Genomic DNA, 14507 nt, shown 5'->3' with positions numbered 1-14507 from the left:
CAGGCCGGATGGTAAGCGACGGAAAATACCGAGTGGCGGCGGAACACTTCGGCCTGCCGATTGATTGCATGAAGATAACCGACGGAGTTTGATCCATATCAACGGCTTCCGAGCGCGTCCCGTATGGGTAGTTTCCGATCCTGCTGCTCCTGGCCCAAGGCGATTAGAGATTTCATTGGGTGGACAGAGAGGCCGCACCCAAAGCATCGGGATGCGACGACCGTGTCCTCCGGGCTTGAGCATGCTTTGGCCGACAGTCCGCAGCAGGAACATCGCATGACCTATCAGACGCTCAATCCCTTCAACGGGAAGCTCGTGAAATCCTTCGATCAGATCACCGACGCTGAGTTCGAGACGAAGCTGGCCACGGCGCAGTCATGCTACGAGACGTGGCGCCACAAGTCCTATGCCGAGCGCGCCGTCATCATCGCCCGCGCCGCCGTGCTGATGCATGAGCAGGCCGATAGCCTCGCCCACACGATGACGCTGGAAATGGGCAAGCGCATCAGCGAGGCCCGTGGCGAAGTCGAATTCAGCTCCAGAATCCTCGCCTACTACGCCAAGCACGCGGAACGGTTCCTGGCACCGGTCAAGCTGCACCCGAGCGTCGGCGAGGCGCATATGGAGAGCAGCCCGATCGGCGTGATTTTTGGCGTCGAGCCGTGGAACTTTCCATACTACCAGCTTGCCCGTGTCGCCGGCCCGCACCTCATGGCCGGCAACACCATGGTCGTGAAGCATGCCGGCATCGTGCCGCAATGCGCGATCGCGTTCGAGAAAATACTGCTCGACGCCGGCGCGCCTCCCGGCCTCTACACCAATCTTCTCATCTCGCATGAGCAGTCGGACCGTGTCGTCAATGACGAGCGCATCAAGGGCGTGGCGCTGACGGGCAGCGTGGCCGCTGGACAGATCATCGCCGCAAGCGCCGGGCGCAACCTCAAAGTATCCTCGATGGAGCTTGGCGGCAGCGACGCCTTCATCGTGCTGGACGACGCCGACATGGACCACACGATCAAATGGGCCGTGTGGGGCCGCATGTACAACTGCGGCCAGACCTGTTGTGCCGCCAAGCGCTTCATCGTGGTGGAGAGTTTGGCCGAAACCTTCCTCGCCCGCTTCCGCGCGGCGCTGGAGGCGCTGAAGCCTGGCGATCCGATGGACGAGAAAACCACTCTCGGTCCGCTGTCGAGTGAACAGGCGCTCGTCGATCTTCTGGCGCAGGTCGACGTGGCGGTGAAGCACGGGGCGAAGCTGCTGATGGGCGGCAAGCGCTTCGACCGTCCGGGCGCCTTCATGCAGCCAACGATCCTCACCGGCATCAAGCCGGGAAACCCCGCCTTCCGCGACGAGTTCTTCGGGCCGGTCGTCTCTTTCTATGTCGTCAAAGACGAAGATGAGGCGGTCGCACTCGCAAACGACAGCGATTTCGGCCTCGGCGGATCGGTTTGGACGCAGGACATCGCGCGCGGACGGCGGATCGCCAGCCGCGTCGACACCGGCATGATGTTCATCAACAACATCGACTGGACTGATGCCGGACTTCCCTTCGGCGGCATCAAGAACTCCGGTTATGGCCGCGAGCTGGGCGACATGGGCATCCAGGAGTTCGTCAACAAGAAGCTCGTGCGCTACGCGGTTCTCGAAGCGCCGGGCTGACAGGCTTGGGCGGCGCGCGGCCGGCTAATCACCAGAAGGATTGATCGATGTCCAAGAAGATGCACGCCGCCGTCGTCCGTGAATTCGGCAAGCCGCTGGCCCTCGAGGAATGGGATATCCCAGAGGTCGGTCACGGCCAGATCCTCGTCAAGACCGAAGCCTGCGGCGTCTGCCACACCGATCTCCACGCGGCGAGCGGCGATTGGCCTGTCAAGCCGAAGCCGCCCTTCATTCCGGGTCACGAGGCAATCGGTATCGTCGCGGCCGTCGGCAAGGGCGTCAAAATCGTCAAGGAAGGCGACCGCGTCGGCGTGCCATGGCTCTATTCCGCCTGCGGACATTGCGAATACTGCCTCAGCGCCTGGGAGACGGTCTGTGCCGAGGCGGAGTTCGGCGGCTACACCCGGAACGGCGGTTTCGCCGAATATGTTCTCGCCGATCCCACCTATGTCGCGCACATCCCGAAGGGCCTCGGTCCGAAGGAGGCCGCGCCCATCATCTGCGCGGGAATCACGACCTACAAGGGCATCAAGCAAACCGAAGCGCGCCCCGGCGAGTGGATCGCCATCTCGGGCTGCGGCGGCCTCGGCCATCTCGCCATCCAATACGCCAAGGCGATGGGCCTGCATGTCTGTGCGGTCGACATCGACGAGGGCAAGCTCGCGCTCGCGACGACGCTCGGCGCCGACCTGGTTGTCAACGCAAAGACGGGCGATCCGGCGGCGGTCCTGCAGAAGGCGATCGGCGGCGGCGCGCATGGCGTATTGATCACCGCGCCCTCGTTGCCCGCCTTCCGGCAGGGCATCGGCATGACGCGCAAGCGCGGCACCTGCGTGCTCGTCGGTCTCCCGCCGGGCGAGTTTCCGACACCGCTTTTCGACGTGGTCGCCAACTGCATCACGGTGCGCGGCTCCTTCGTCGGCACGCGCGAGGATATGGCCGAATGTCTCGCATTCGCCGCCGAGGGCAAGGTGAAGGCCGATATCGAGCTGCAGCCGCTTTCGGCGATCAACTCGGTCTTCGAGCGCCTTGGAAAAGGTCAGGTGCCTGGGCGCGTGGTGCTCGATTTTCTCGAACCGACGCCCGGCGCTGGCAAGAAAACCGTCCGCGAGGCCATTCCGGCCTGAGGTCCACCTCAACCGCAATCTTGCAGCAGCCCGCGGAGATAGCCGGGCATATCGGTGGGCCCGATTTTCGCGGCCCGCACGAGCTGGTCGAAATGCCCGATCAGCGCCCGGATATGGTCGCGCGACTGCAGGACCAGAAATGCCTGGCCGATATAGATCGCGCCCCGGATCGGCCCATAGATGGTGATCGGCGCCGAATACAGCTCGCGCCCGTCATAGAGGAACCAGCGGAAGCGGGGATACAGCTCCTCGCAGAGGCCGACGAGATGTTCGAGCTGCGCGCGCCGCACCTCCACCGGCAGCCCCTGCCATCGTCCCTGGCCACGCGCGAAGCTCGCGATCACGTGCATGGCGGTCGCCGCTTCCATATCCGTCTCCGGCCGCCGCAGATAATCCAGCCGGGACCGGGTGATCTCGATGCGCTTCTGCGGCGAGAGCGCGATGAAATTCTCATACTCGAAGGCGATGACCTCCTCGGTCTTCAGCACGTCCGGGAAGCTGCTGGGCACGTGGCGGATTTTGTAGCCGGCGGCCTCTTCGAGCCAGCGCATCAGCCGCTCGTCGGCCGGTGAGATCACGTCCCGTTCGATGCTGAGGCTCTCGGCGACCAGCCCCGGCTCCTGCGCCTCGACCTCGCGCAGGCCCAACAGCCAGTCCAGCGACACCTGACCCACGCGGGCAATGGCTGCGACCGATTCGAGTCGCGGCAGCCGGTCATTCGCTGGTGACAGGATCTGTGAGAGCGTGGAGCGGTCGATGCCGACGCTGCTCGCGAAGGCGGTCTGCCCGAGCCCGCTGCGGTTCATCACTGCCAAAAGCCGCTCCCTGAACAGGCGGACAAGCTCGGCGCGATCTGCGGAGGTAAAGCTCATGCGGGATTTTAACCACGAGTGTGCGGAATGTCATCAAGCTATAGCGTTCCCGTTTCATATGTAACGGAAGATGCGCATTATACACGCTCACAGGCTGGTTATCGCCTTGAGACACACTCTTTTTCCGATCAACATATGTGTATGGATACCGAAACGAATCTGCGTGTTGCCCGATTTCCGCGTCCTCCGGTCGAGTGGCCGACGGTGCTTCTGACAGCGGTCATCTACGGCGGCTGGGGTGCGTTGACCTTCTGGCACGCTCTCATTCCGTGGCCGTTACTTGCCCTCGGCGGCGGCTGGTTCGTCGCGTGGCAGATGTCGCTGCAGCACGAGGTTCTCCACGGTCACCCGACGCGCTATCGTGCGCTGAACGACGCCATCGGTTTTCCGCCGCTCACACTTTGGCTGCCGTACAACGTCTATCGCGCCATTCATCTTCGCCATCATCGGGACGCCTATCTCACCGATCCTTTGGAGGATCCGGAGTCGTATTACCTCACGCCCGAGCGCTTCGGGCGGCTGGGTCCGGCGGCTCGGGCTTTCTTGCGCTTCCGGAACACCTTCTTGGGGCGCATCACCTTCGGCGCCATGCGCAGCATGGTCCTGTTCCTCTGGGTGCATCTCGGACTGTGTCTGCGCGGCAACCGGGCCGAGTTGCGGGTTTGGCTCCCGCATCTGCTCGGCGTGGCGGCGGTGCTCGTCTGGGTCTGCGGTGTCTGCCACATGGCCGTCTGGATGTACGTCTTGTGCTTTGTCGTTTCGGCCCGGTCACTGGCGAGCATCCGTTCGTTCGCCGAGCATCGCGCGGCGGCTGACGAAGCCGAGCGTACCGCCATCGTCGAGAACGCGCCGGTTCTGGGGCTTTTGTTTCTCTATAATAATCTTCATGCGGTTCATCATGACCGGCCGGGCCTGCCTTGGTATCGCATCCCGGCCTACTACCGCGCCCACCGGGCCGAACTGATCGCGGCGAACGGCGGGCTGGTCTATGACGGCTATGCCGATGTCATCCGGCGGTATCTGGTGACGCCGCATCATATGGGGCCGCATCCGGGCTTCGAGGAACCGCGTGCGGCTCTGCCGCAATCGCGTGCCCTCGGGCGGCAGGCGCCGGCTCTCAGGTCAGAACCGGGTAGCCTAGCGAGGCGGCTTCCGCCTCAAAGACGAGGACTGCATCATAGGCCTCCGGGCGCGGCGGCAGCACCGTTGCAATCCGCAGTCCCGCCAGCGCCTCCGGAACCTCGGCCCCAAGAATCCGGGTGAGCGCCGCCGCCGTCTCCGGCGGCGTCCCGGCCGAGGTGATGAACGGGATCGCCGGGCTCGTGGGCGTCTCCGCCACCACCCGCAGCGCCGCCACGAGGTCCGGCCGATAGAGCGCGCAGAAGCCATAGGTCACGCAGTCGATCGACGCGGCGTCGGCCTCGCCGGCCGCGACCATCTCCATGCTCCGCAGGTGGCCGCCGCTGACGATCACCTGCGAGAAGAAGGGCCGCCCACCGGCCAGCGGCGCCAGCAGCCGTCTCGGCAGGTTCATCCCGGAGTTGGAATCGAAGCCGTTGACCGCGAACCGGCTGTCCCGCAGCGCCTCGACGGTCTCCGTGGGTGAAGTTCGAGGCACCACGATGAAGGAGCAGTGGCCCGGGACGCCCGGCGCGAACCACCCGCAGCCGGGCAGGTCGTACAGCGGCGTGCCCAGCAGCCGGTATTGCCCATCATAGAGGCGCCTGAGCGGGTAGCCGCACATCTGGCTGAACAGCGTGCCGGGTGCGATCGCCCCCGGCAGCGCCGCAGGTGCGGGCGATAGCAGCGCTGGCAGCGCCGCGATCCCCGCCGCCTCAAGCCTCTCGCGGACCGCCGCCCACAGCGCCGCATTGGCCGCCGCCATCTCCGGCAGCGCATACATCGGCAGGCTTGCGCGCCACATCGCTGTAGTCTCGGTCAGAGATTGGCGACGCAGACCAGAATGACGGCGCCGATACCGAGGCTCAGCCAGAGCAGCCGCCGGACCGGGGCTGCATCCTCAACGGTCGCCGTGCCGCTGGCGAGCTTCGCCTGGAAGCGCTTGTTCGGCACCAGCACCATGCCGATGAAGATCGCCGCCATCAGCACGCCGCCGGTCTCCATCACCATGACTTCCCACGGCTGCTTCTGGTGATTGTAGAGGAGGATGATCAGCAGCAGGCCGCTCACGACGGCCATCGGCATGATCTGCCAGGTCGTGCGGAAGAACCGCCGGAACACCGCGCCCTGCAGCACCAGCCGCGCCGAGGGCTCGATCGCGTTCGCGCTCGCGCGGAGCGTCAGCAGCAGGAAGGCCATCCCGCCCACCCACAGCACGACGCAGAGCAGATGGATGGCGGTCACCAGCCAGACGAGATAGTTCAAGCCACCACTCCTTCAATCTCGCGCAGCAGCGCCAGGATTTCCTGCGCGGCGACCGATTTCGGCGCCGCCTCGACCGCACCCATACCCTGCGCGAAGGCATTGGCGAAGCCCGCGCGATTGCCGAGTGTGTTCGCCATCACCGCGTAGCCCGCGGCCTCCGCATCATGCTCGACCGTCGTGCGGAGCTTCGAACTCGTCGGCGCCCGGTTCAACACCAGCCGGGCCGGGCGCTTCTCTGTCCGCGCGAGCTGCACCGTGCCCTCGGCCGCCCAGAGGTCGGGCGGGCTCGGCTGCAGAGGCACCAGCACGAGGTGGGCGCTGCGGATCGCGAGCTTCGCCTCGGTATCGACCTGCGGCGGGGTATCGACGATGAGCACATCATGCCCGGCCATCAGCCGCTCAAGCTCGGTGCGGAGCCGCCAGCCGGATACATCCGAGAAGGTGATGGCGGGCAGGGCGCGGCCTTGTTTCCCGCGTATCTCGTGCCAGCGCTTGAGGCTGCGCTGGGGATCGATGTCGAGCAGGCAGACGCGCCGGTCGGTCGCCATGGCTGCCGCCAGGTTGGCCGCGAGCATTGTCTTGCCGGCGCCTCCCTTCTGCTGGGCTACCGTGATGACGAGGGCCATGGGCGCGACTCCGCTGCAACGCAGCATTATAGGCGAATCGTTCCTGGATGCGATTCGACCGATCAGGCGGGAGAGCCGGACGTGCCTGCGAGCACGAGCGCTCGCTGATGCATCGACGACGTTCGCGCACCGAACGCTGTTGCCGAGGCAAGCGAGCTATGGCGTCGATTGCACCGTCTGCCAGCCTTCCGACGCCAGCGCGTGCAGAATTTCGTCCTCGCCGCACATGCCGACCAGGCGCCCGCCCTCCGTCATGAGCACCGGCATGCCGGTCGACTGCCGCAGCTGGATGACCGACTTCATCGTCGCCTCGCTGCTGATGGCGGCACAGCTGCCGGGCGGCGGACCCGCGCCTTCCAGCGCCATCTCGGCGATCGGCACCCGCGCGCCGCCGGCCGTCATCTCGTGCCCCGCGCCGTTCGTGCGCATCAGGACGGGCCGGTGAGGGTCGAGCACCGTCCACCCATCCCTCTGCGACAGCGCCGCCAGCGGCGTCATGAAGGTGCGCCCGCGCAGCACGTTCAGCGGGTTCATGTGCTGGACGAACTCGCGCACATACTCGTTCGCCGGCCGCAGCACGATGTCCTCCGGCGAGCCCGACTGGATGATGCGTCCACCCTCCAGGATCGCGATCTGGTTGCCGAGCTTCAGCGCCTCGTCGAGGTCGTGGCTGACGAATATGATCGTCTTGCGGACCTTCTTCTGCAGCGTGAGCAGCTCATCCTGCAGCTTCGTGCGGATGAGCGGATCGAGCGCCGAGAAGGGCTCGTCCATGAGCAGGATGTCGGCGTCGGTCGCGAAGGCGCGGGCGAGCCCGACGCGCTGCTGCATCCCGCCCGAAAGCTCGCGGGCGTATTTGTCGGCCCACTGGTCGAGCGCCACGAGCTTCAGTTTCTCGTCCACGATGCGCTGTCGTTCGGCGGTTTTGACACCGCGGAACTCGAGCCCGAGCCCGACATTCTCCCGCACCGTGCGCCAGGGCAGCAGCGCGAATTGCTGAAACACCATGGCGATGCGGCGGGTGCGCATGAACCGCAGCGTGGCGCGGTCGCAGGCGGCGACATCGACCTGTTTGTCCTCGTTTCGCACCAACACGCGCCCGCGCGTCACGCGGTTCAGTCCGTTGACGGCTCGCAGCAGCGTCGACTTGCCGGAACCGGAAAGCCCCATGAGGACGCAAATCTCGCCTTCCCGCACGGAGAGCGAAGCGTCCTTCACGCCCAGCACGACGCCGGTTTTGGCCAGGATCTCGTCGCGCGTCCGGCCCTGGTCCATCAGGGTGACGGCCTCGGCCTTCGCCCGCGCGCCGCGACGCCCCGCGGCGCCGAACAGGATGTCGACGTGGGAGAACTCGATGACAGTCTCGTGCGAAGTCTGGGACACGGTCAGCCCTCGCTCTCGCGTGGCCGGCAGACGCGGTCGAGAATGATTGCCAGCACGACGATGCAGAGGCCGGACTCGAAGCCGATATCGACGCGCACGGAGTTCAGCGCCTCCACCACCGGCACGCCGAGGCCGCCCGCGCCCACCAGCGCCGCGATCACCACCATCGACAGGCTGAGCATGATGCACTGGGTGAGGCCCGCCATGATGGTTGGCAGCGCATGCGGCAGTTCGACTTTCCACAGCAGTTGCGACTTCGATGCGCCGAAGGCTTCGCCCGCCTCGATGAGCGGCGGCGGCACGCTGGAGATGCCGAGCTGCGTCAGGCGGATCGGGGCGGGGAGGGCGAAGATGATGGTGGAGATAAGGCCCGGCACCGCGCCGAGGCCGAACAGCACCAGCGTCGGGATGAGATAGACGAAGGTCGGCAGCGTCTGCATGAGGTCGAGCATCGGCCGCACGCCGACATAGAGCCAGGGCCGGTGCGCGCAGGCGATGCCGATGGGCACGCCGATGAGCATGGAGATGACGGTCGCGAAGACGATGAGGGACAAGGTCTCCATCGTCGCCGTCCAGTAGCCCTGGTTGAGGATGAACAGCAGCGCCAGGATGACGAAGAGCGTGAGCTTCCAGGACCGCCGGATGGCGTAGGCGATGGCGCCCACGACGAGGATGAGAACGATGCTGGGGATCGCCTCGAGCGCCGAGGTCACGCCGTTGATGGCCCAGGCGATGCCGTTGGAGATGGCGTCGATGGCGTCCGAGCCGCTGATATCGTTGACGACGGCAGCGATCCAGTTGCCGAGAGGGATCTTATGTCCCGAAACGATATCGGCTAGGCGTTCCAGCATGCGAACCCCGTTCGTTGCATGAGCAAGCGGTTTCTTCTTCAACCCTGACCGGGTCGGACAAGAACCGAAATCCTAGTGTGGAAACTCGCGAGGACGAGCGAGCTGGCGTGTTTGCCCGAGCATCGGGGCACAGGAAAAGCGCGCCAGATGGCCGTCCTTAGCAGAGTTTCTTACAGCCCGAGGGACTTCTTGACTGCCGCCTCTGCCGGCTGACTGCCATCCTCGGTGGTGACGCCCGCGAGCCAAGGCGTCATCGCATCCGGGTTGGCCTTCAGCCATTTGGCGGCGGCAGGGGCGGGGTCGAGCTTGTCATACATGATGGAGCCCATGATGGTGTTCTCCATCGGCAGCGTGAATTTGAGCTGGTCGAGGAAGCGGCCGAGGTTCGGACACTCCTTCGTATAGTCGGCGGTGACGTTGGTATAGACCGTCGCGCCGCCGTAGTTCGGTCCGAAGACCGCGTCGCCGCCCGAGAGATACGTCATGTCGTATTTCGTGTTCATCGGGTGCGGCTCCCAGCCCAGGAACACGATGCCCTGGTGATGCTTCGTCTTGCGCGAGACTTCGGCCAGCATGCCCTGCTCGCTTGACTGCACCAGCGTGAAGTTGCCGAGGCCGTCAGTGTTATTTTTGATCATGGTGAGGATGAGGCGATTGCCGTCGTTGCCGGGCTCGATGCCGTAGATCTTGCCGTCGAGCTGCTTGTAGAAATTGTGGATGTCCTGAAACGACTTCAGGCCCTGGTCGTAGAGGTAGGTCGGCACCGCGAGAGTGTATTTCGCGCCTTCGAGATTTGGGCCGACGACATCGACGGTCTTGTTCGCAACATACGGCTTGATGTTGTCGGCCATGGTGGGCATCCAGTTGCCCAGGAACACGTCGATCTTCTTGTCCTTCATCTCCTCGTACGTGACCGGAACGGAGAGCATGTCGGTCGTCGGGTTGTAGCCCAGAGCCTGCAGGATCACCGTCGCCGTGCCGGTGGTGGCGCTGATATCCGTCCAGCCGACATTCGAGAAGCTGACGTTGTGACAGGAGGCCGGGTCGCCCGCCGCCTGCGCCGCGCCCACGCTGCCGGCCGCGCCTGCAATTAACCCGATGGCCGCTACAGCCTGAAGGAGATGTCTACGCATCGTGCGGTTCCCTGTTGACAGAGTTCTGAGATCTGGCGAACCCCGGATCTCGTCGCCCGGAGCCGTGCGTTGAACATACTTTCAATTTTTGGTTTCGCACATGCCTTTTTAGGGATCGATTCGTAAATCATGCCGAACCTCGACCTGGAATGGGCGCTGTTTGCTCCATTATTAGGCAATGAGTGCTTCGTAACGACACAAGAATGCCGCTGATGAAATCGCTGTTGATTGCACGTTCAATCAACCCTAGGTTCGGCCGACGGTCGTCTGCAAGATCAGACCGGCCCAATTTCACCCTTGGAGAGCCGCGTGTCGCGCCGGGATACGGAAGATGTTCGCCGCAAGCAGTTGATCGACACAACCATTCTCGTTATGGCCCAGGTCGGCTTCAGCGCGACCACGCTCGGGGCTCATCGCCAAACAGGCTGGCGTCTCCACGGGGCTCGTCGCGCATTATTTCGGCGATAAAGACGGCTTGCTCGAAGCGACGTTGCGCAGCCTTGCGTCCCGCCTCAGTCGCGCGGCCGCGGCTCGCCTTCGCGCCGCCGCCACACCGCGCGCACGGCTCCAGGCGGTCATCGACGCGAACCTCGCGCCCGAGGAGATGGATCAGCGCACCGGCGCGGTGTGGCTTGCCTTCTGGGGGCAGGCGATCCATTCGGACCGGCTCCTTCGCGTGCAGCGCATCTATCAGCGGCGCGTGCTCTCCAACCTGCGCCATGCCCTGACGTTGCTCGCGCCCTCGTCGGAGGCCGAGCGCCTCGCGATCATCATCGCCGCCATCATCGACGGGCTTTGGCTGCGGACGACGCTGGCGGCCTCATGGAGCCCGTCCGACGCCGATGCCGCGCGCCGGATCGCCGCCGGTTTCGTCGACACGCAGCTGGCGGCCAGTACGGAAGGATACGCGATGCCTATGAGCCCGCCGGTGCCGGCCGCATCTTCGCAACGGCGCCTCGCCGCCTGGATCGGAGGCCGTGCGGCTCCTGACGCGACCGCCGAGACCTTTGTCTCCGCGAACCCCGCCACCGGCGAGGCCCTGGCGTCGCTTGAGATCGCCGGGATCGCCCAGGTCGAAGCCGCCGTCGCCGCCGCGCGCTCCGGGCAGAAGGTCTGGGCGCGGATGACGGGGATGGAGCGGGGGCGCATTCTGCGTCGCGTCGCCGATATCCTGCGCCAGCGGAACGACGAGCTGGCCGAGTTGGAAACCCGCGACACCGGCAAGCCGATCCAGGAGACGCGCGTCGTCGACGTGGTATCCGGTGCCGACTGCCTCGAGTATTTCGCCGGCCTCGCGGGCGGCATCACCGGCGAGAGCGTCGATCTCGGTCCCGCCGCGATGGGCTACACGCGGCGAGAGCCCCTCGGCATCGTCGCCGGCATTGGCGCCTGGAACTACCCGTTGCAGATCGCCTGCTGGAAGGCCGCGCCCGCGCTCGCCTGCGGCAATGCGATGATCTTCAAGCCCTCGGAACTGACGCCGCTCACCGCGCTGAAGCTCGGCGAGATCATGACGGCAGCCGGTGTCCCGGATGGCGTTTTCAACGTGCTCCCCGGCGACGGCCGCACCGGCGGCCTGCTCACCGCGCATCCGGCGATCCGGAAAATCTCGCTCACCGGCTCGGTGCCGACGGGCAAGCGGGTCATGGCGGCGGCGGCCGAGACGCTCAAGCAGGTCACGCTGGAACTCGGCGGCAAATCCCCGATCCTCGTCTTCGAGGACGCCGACATCGAGAACGCCGTGTCGGGCGCGCTGCTCGGCAACTTCTACTCGGCGGGCGAGGTCTGCTCCAACGGCACGCGGGTCTTCGTCGATCGCTCCATCCGCGAGCGTTTCCTCGAGCGCCTGCTGGAGCGCACGCGCAAGATCGTGGTGGGCGATCCGCTCGACCCCGCGACGCAGATGGGCGCGCTGATTTCGGAGGCTCATATGCAGAAGGTGCTGGCCCACATCGCGCGCGGCGTGGCCGACGGCGCGCGGCTGCTCTGTGGCGGCGAGCGGGTGACGCGGGACGGTCTGGGCCGTGGCTTCTTCGTCTCGCCCGCGATCTTCGACGGCTGCACGGATGACCACTCCATCGTGCGCGAGGAGATTTTCGGCCCCGTGATGGCGGTGCTGACCTTCGACACCGAGGAGGAGGCGATCGCGCGCGCCAATGCCACCGAGTTCGGCCTCAGTGCGGGCGTGTTCACGCGGGATCTCGCCCGCGCCCACCGGGTCATCGCGCAGCTCGAGGCCGGGACGTGCTGGATCAACACCTACAACATCACGCCCATCGAACTGCCCTTCGGCGGCTATAAAATGTCGGGCCTCGGACGCGAGAACTCCCGCGCTGCGCTCGACCACTACTCGCAGATCAAGAGCGTCTACGTGGCGCTGACCGACGTCGAAGCGCCCTACTAATGGAAAGCTTCGACTACATCATTGTCGGCGCGGGTTCGGCCGGTTGCGTGCTCGCCAGCCGCCTGACCGAGGATGGCAAGAACAGCGTGCTCCTGCTGGAGTATGGCGGCTCCGACCGCTCGATCTACATCCAGATGCCGGCGGCGCTGTCGATCCCGATGAACCGCGCGCAATACAACTGGTTCTACGAGACCGAACCCGAGCCGCATCTCGGCGGCCGTCGCATGCATACGCCGCGCGGCAAGGTGCTTGGCGGGTCGTCCTCCATCAACGGCATGGTCTATGTGCGCGGCAACGCCATGGACTACGAAGGCTGGGAGCAGGCCGGCGCGCGTGGTTGGGGCTACCGCCACGTCCTGCCCTATTTCCGCCGCGCCGAAACGCGGGAGGAGGGCGGCGACAGCTATCGCGGCTCCGACGGACCGCTCCACACCTCCTATGGCCCGACCAAAAACCCGCTTTACCGGGCCTGGATCGAGGCCGCGAAACAGGCGGGCTACCCCGAAACCGAGGACATCAACGGCTACCAGCAGGAGGGCTTCGGGCGGATGGACATGACCGTCCGTCGCGGCCAGCGCTGGAGTGCGGCCAACGCCTACCTCAAGCCGGCGCTTGACCGTCCAAACCTCGAGGTGCGGACGGATGCGCTCGCCACCGCCATCCTGCTGGAGGGGCGTCGTGCTGTCGGCGTCCGCTACCGGCGGGAGGGCACCGAGACCGAGGTCCGCGCCCGTCGCGAGGTCATCCTCTGCGGTGGCCCGATCAACTCGCCCCAGTTGCTGAAGCTCTCGGGCATCGGTCCGGCGGCGGAACTCCGCGAGCACGGCATTACCGTTGCCGCCGATCGTCCGGGCGTCGGCGAGAATCTGCAGGACCATTTGGAGTTCTATTTCCAGGTGGCGGTGACGCAGCCGATCACCCTGTTCTCGGCCCAGTCCCTGGTTTCCAAGGGCATGATCGGGGCGCGCTGGGTGTTGCGGCGGGATGGGCTGGGGGCGACCAATCATTTCGAGACCTGCGGCTTCATCCGCAGCCGTGCCGGCATTCCCTATCCCGATATCCAGTATCACTTCCTGCCGCTCGCGGTGTCCTATGACGGCCAGAGCCTCGCCACGGAGCATGGGATGCAGGCTCATGTCGGGCCGATGCGCTCCAAAAGCCGGGGCTGGGTGCGGCTGCGCTCGACCGATCCGCTCGACAAGCCGCGTGTGTTCTTCAACTACCTCAGCCACCCGGACGACCGCGAGGAGATGCGGGCCTGCGTGCGGCTGACGCGCGAGATCTTCGCCCAACCCGCCTTCGCGCCGTTCGCCGGGCGGGAGATCCAGCCCGGCGCCGACATCGTCACCGACGACCAGATCGACGCCTTCGTCGCCTCCAAGGTGGAGAGCGCCTACCACCCCTCCTGCAGCTGCCGCATGGGCGATCCGGCCGATCCGATGGCGGTCGTCGACCCCGAGACGCGCGTGATCGGGTTCGAGGGGTTGCGCGTCGTCGACAGTTCCATCATGCCGAGCGTCACGACCGGCAACCTGAACGCGCCGACGATCATGATCGGCGAGAAGGCGGCTGACCACATCCTTGGGCGGCCGATGCTGGCGCCCTCCAATGCGCCATTCTACATGGCGCCGAACTGGCAGACCGCGCAACGCTGAGGCTCCCCATGCCGTTTCTGGCTTATCTCGCCGCGCTGATCGTTTTCGTGGCGCTCGATGCCATCTGGCTTGTGTTGATGGGGCCAGGTTATCGCGCCGTCATGGGCGACATGCTGGCGGCAAATGTGCGCGTCGCCCCTGCCGTCCTGTTCTATGTCCTCGACACGCTGGGGCTGATGATCTTCGTCGCGCGCCCTGGAACGCGGCATGGCGCGGCATGGGTGGTGGCCCATGGCGCGTTGTTCGGCCTTTTCACCTATGCGACCTACGACCTCACGAACTACGCGGTGCTTAAGAACTGGGACCTCACGCTGACGGTCGAGGATGTTGTCTGGGGCATGGTCATCAGCACAATCGTATCGCTCGTTGCATGGTCGATCATGCGGGAGCGGCGCCGCAGGCGCTGATGGTA

At 65.5% G+C, this 14507-nt stretch carries 12 protein-coding genes and 1 pseudogene; 6 read left to right on the top strand and 7 right to left on the bottom strand.

The features are described from left to right. Positions 1 to 276: 276 nt before the first annotated feature. Complete coding sequence (locus ACOEQ1_RS07010; protein WP_419758472.1) at positions 277 to 1659, top strand: NAD-dependent succinate-semialdehyde dehydrogenase; 1383 nt, start codon at positions 277 to 279, stop codon at positions 1657 to 1659. Positions 1660 to 1706: 47 nt separating this feature from the next. Beyond that, entirely contained in the window at positions 1707 to 2786 is a 1080-nt protein-coding gene (gene adhP / locus ACOEQ1_RS07005) for an alcohol dehydrogenase AdhP (RefSeq protein ID WP_419758471.1), read from the top strand. 8 nt (positions 2787 to 2794) lie between these two features. On the opposite strand, the gene ACOEQ1_RS07000 is transcribed toward adhP, so the two are convergent. After that, complete coding sequence (locus ACOEQ1_RS07000; RefSeq protein WP_419758470.1) at positions 2795 to 3658, bottom strand: helix-turn-helix domain-containing protein; 864 nt, start codon at positions 3656 to 3658, stop codon at positions 2795 to 2797. A gap of 27 nt (positions 3659 to 3685) precedes the next feature. Between ACOEQ1_RS07000 and ACOEQ1_RS06995 the strand changes: the two are divergent. Next, positions 3686 to 4609: pseudogene (locus tag ACOEQ1_RS06995) on the top strand (fatty acid desaturase); the annotation flags it as partial. A gap of 166 nt (positions 4610 to 4775) precedes the next feature. Here ACOEQ1_RS06995 and ACOEQ1_RS06990 read toward each other — a convergent pair. The 6 genes from ACOEQ1_RS06990 to ACOEQ1_RS06965 form a co-directional block, all read right to left on the bottom strand. After that, positions 4776 to 5582: a phosphate/phosphite/phosphonate ABC transporter substrate-binding protein gene (locus ACOEQ1_RS06990; RefSeq protein WP_419758469.1), complete on the bottom strand. Its 807-nt coding sequence runs from the start codon at positions 5580 to 5582 to the stop codon at positions 4776 to 4778. A gap of 14 nt (positions 5583 to 5596) precedes the next feature. Then, the gene (locus ACOEQ1_RS06985) at positions 5597 to 6043 is read right to left on the bottom strand and encodes a hypothetical protein (RefSeq protein WP_419758468.1); all 447 of its coding nucleotides are present in this window, start codon (positions 6041 to 6043) and stop codon (positions 5597 to 5599) included. Next, positions 6040 to 6669, bottom strand: coding sequence for a ParA family partition ATPase (parA, locus tag ACOEQ1_RS06980; RefSeq protein WP_419758467.1), 630 nt, complete (start codon positions 6667 to 6669; stop codon positions 6040 to 6042). The genes ACOEQ1_RS06985 and parA overlap by 4 nt, the downstream gene beginning before the upstream one ends. 156 nt (positions 6670 to 6825) lie before the next feature. Beyond that, positions 6826 to 8052 carry a choline ABC transporter ATP-binding protein gene (gene choV, locus ACOEQ1_RS06975; protein WP_419758466.1) on the bottom strand — a complete coding sequence of 409 codons (1227 nt, stop codon included), beginning with the start codon at positions 8050 to 8052 and terminating at the stop codon, positions 6826 to 6828. 2 nt (positions 8053 to 8054) lie between these two features. Further along, a complete protein-coding gene (gene choW / locus ACOEQ1_RS06970) occupies positions 8055 to 8882 on the bottom strand; it encodes a choline ABC transporter permease subunit (protein WP_419758671.1) in 828 nt (275 codons plus the stop codon). Between the two features lie 191 nt (positions 8883 to 9073). Further along, positions 9074 to 10036, bottom strand: a complete 963-nt coding sequence (locus ACOEQ1_RS06965; protein ID WP_419758465.1) for a choline ABC transporter substrate-binding protein — start codon at positions 10034 to 10036, stop codon at positions 9074 to 9076. A 412-nt stretch (positions 10037 to 10448) separates the two neighbouring features. Between ACOEQ1_RS06965 and betB the strand changes: the two genes are divergently transcribed. Genes betB through ACOEQ1_RS06950 form a run of 3 tightly spaced genes read left to right on the top strand, consistent with a single transcriptional unit; the run spans position 10449 to position 14502 of the window. After that, positions 10449 to 12440: a betaine-aldehyde dehydrogenase gene (gene betB / locus ACOEQ1_RS06960; RefSeq protein ID WP_419758670.1), complete on the top strand. Its 1992-nt coding sequence runs from the start codon at positions 10449 to 10451 to the stop codon at positions 12438 to 12440. Then, positions 12440 to 14095 carry a choline dehydrogenase gene (gene betA, locus ACOEQ1_RS06955; RefSeq protein WP_419758464.1) on the top strand — a complete coding sequence of 552 codons (1656 nt, stop codon included), beginning with the start codon at positions 12440 to 12442 and terminating at the stop codon, positions 14093 to 14095. Before betB ends, betA begins: the two co-directional genes overlap by 1 nt. Before the next feature lie 8 nt (positions 14096 to 14103). Beyond that, positions 14104 to 14502, top strand: a complete 399-nt coding sequence (locus ACOEQ1_RS06950) for a DUF2177 family protein (RefSeq protein WP_419758463.1) — start codon at positions 14104 to 14106, stop codon at positions 14500 to 14502. Positions 14503 to 14507: the final 5 nt, after the last annotated feature.

This window comes from Acidisoma sp., assembly GCF_965199065.1.
Lineage (GTDB): Bacteria > Pseudomonadota > Alphaproteobacteria > Acetobacterales > Acetobacteraceae > Acidisoma.
The sequence above is the reverse complement of the archived record's forward strand: the minus strand, read 5'-3'. Positions and strand labels throughout refer to the sequence as shown.

What these genes read in the sequence shown, in the direction of transcription:
- adhP (WP_419758471.1), top strand. Translation starts at nt 1,707, where the DNA reads ATGTCCAAGAAGATGCACGCCGCCGTCGTCCGTGAATTCGGCAAGCCG.
- ACOEQ1_RS06950 (WP_419758463.1), top strand. Translation starts at nt 14,104, where the DNA reads ATGCCGTTTCTGGCTTATCTCGCCGCGCTGATCGTTTTCGTGGCGCTC.
- parA (WP_419758467.1), bottom strand. Translation starts at nt 6,669, where the DNA reads ATGGCCCTCGTCATCACGGTAGCCCAGCAGAAGGGAGGCGCCGGCAAG.
- ACOEQ1_RS07000 (WP_419758470.1), bottom strand. Translation starts at nt 3,658, where the DNA reads ATGAGCTTTACCTCCGCAGATCGCGCCGAGCTTGTCCGCCTGTTCAGG.
- ACOEQ1_RS06965 (WP_419758465.1), bottom strand. Translation starts at nt 10,036, where the DNA reads ATGCGTAGACATCTCCTTCAGGCTGTAGCGGCCATCGGGTTAATTGCA.
- ACOEQ1_RS06990 (WP_419758469.1), bottom strand. Translation starts at nt 5,582, where the DNA reads ATGTGGCGCGCAAGCCTGCCGATGTATGCGCTGCCGGAGATGGCGGCG.
- betA (WP_419758464.1), top strand. Translation starts at nt 12,440, where the DNA reads ATGGAAAGCTTCGACTACATCATTGTCGGCGCGGGTTCGGCCGGTTGC.
- ACOEQ1_RS07010 (WP_419758472.1), top strand. Translation starts at nt 277, where the DNA reads ATGACCTATCAGACGCTCAATCCCTTCAACGGGAAGCTCGTGAAATCC.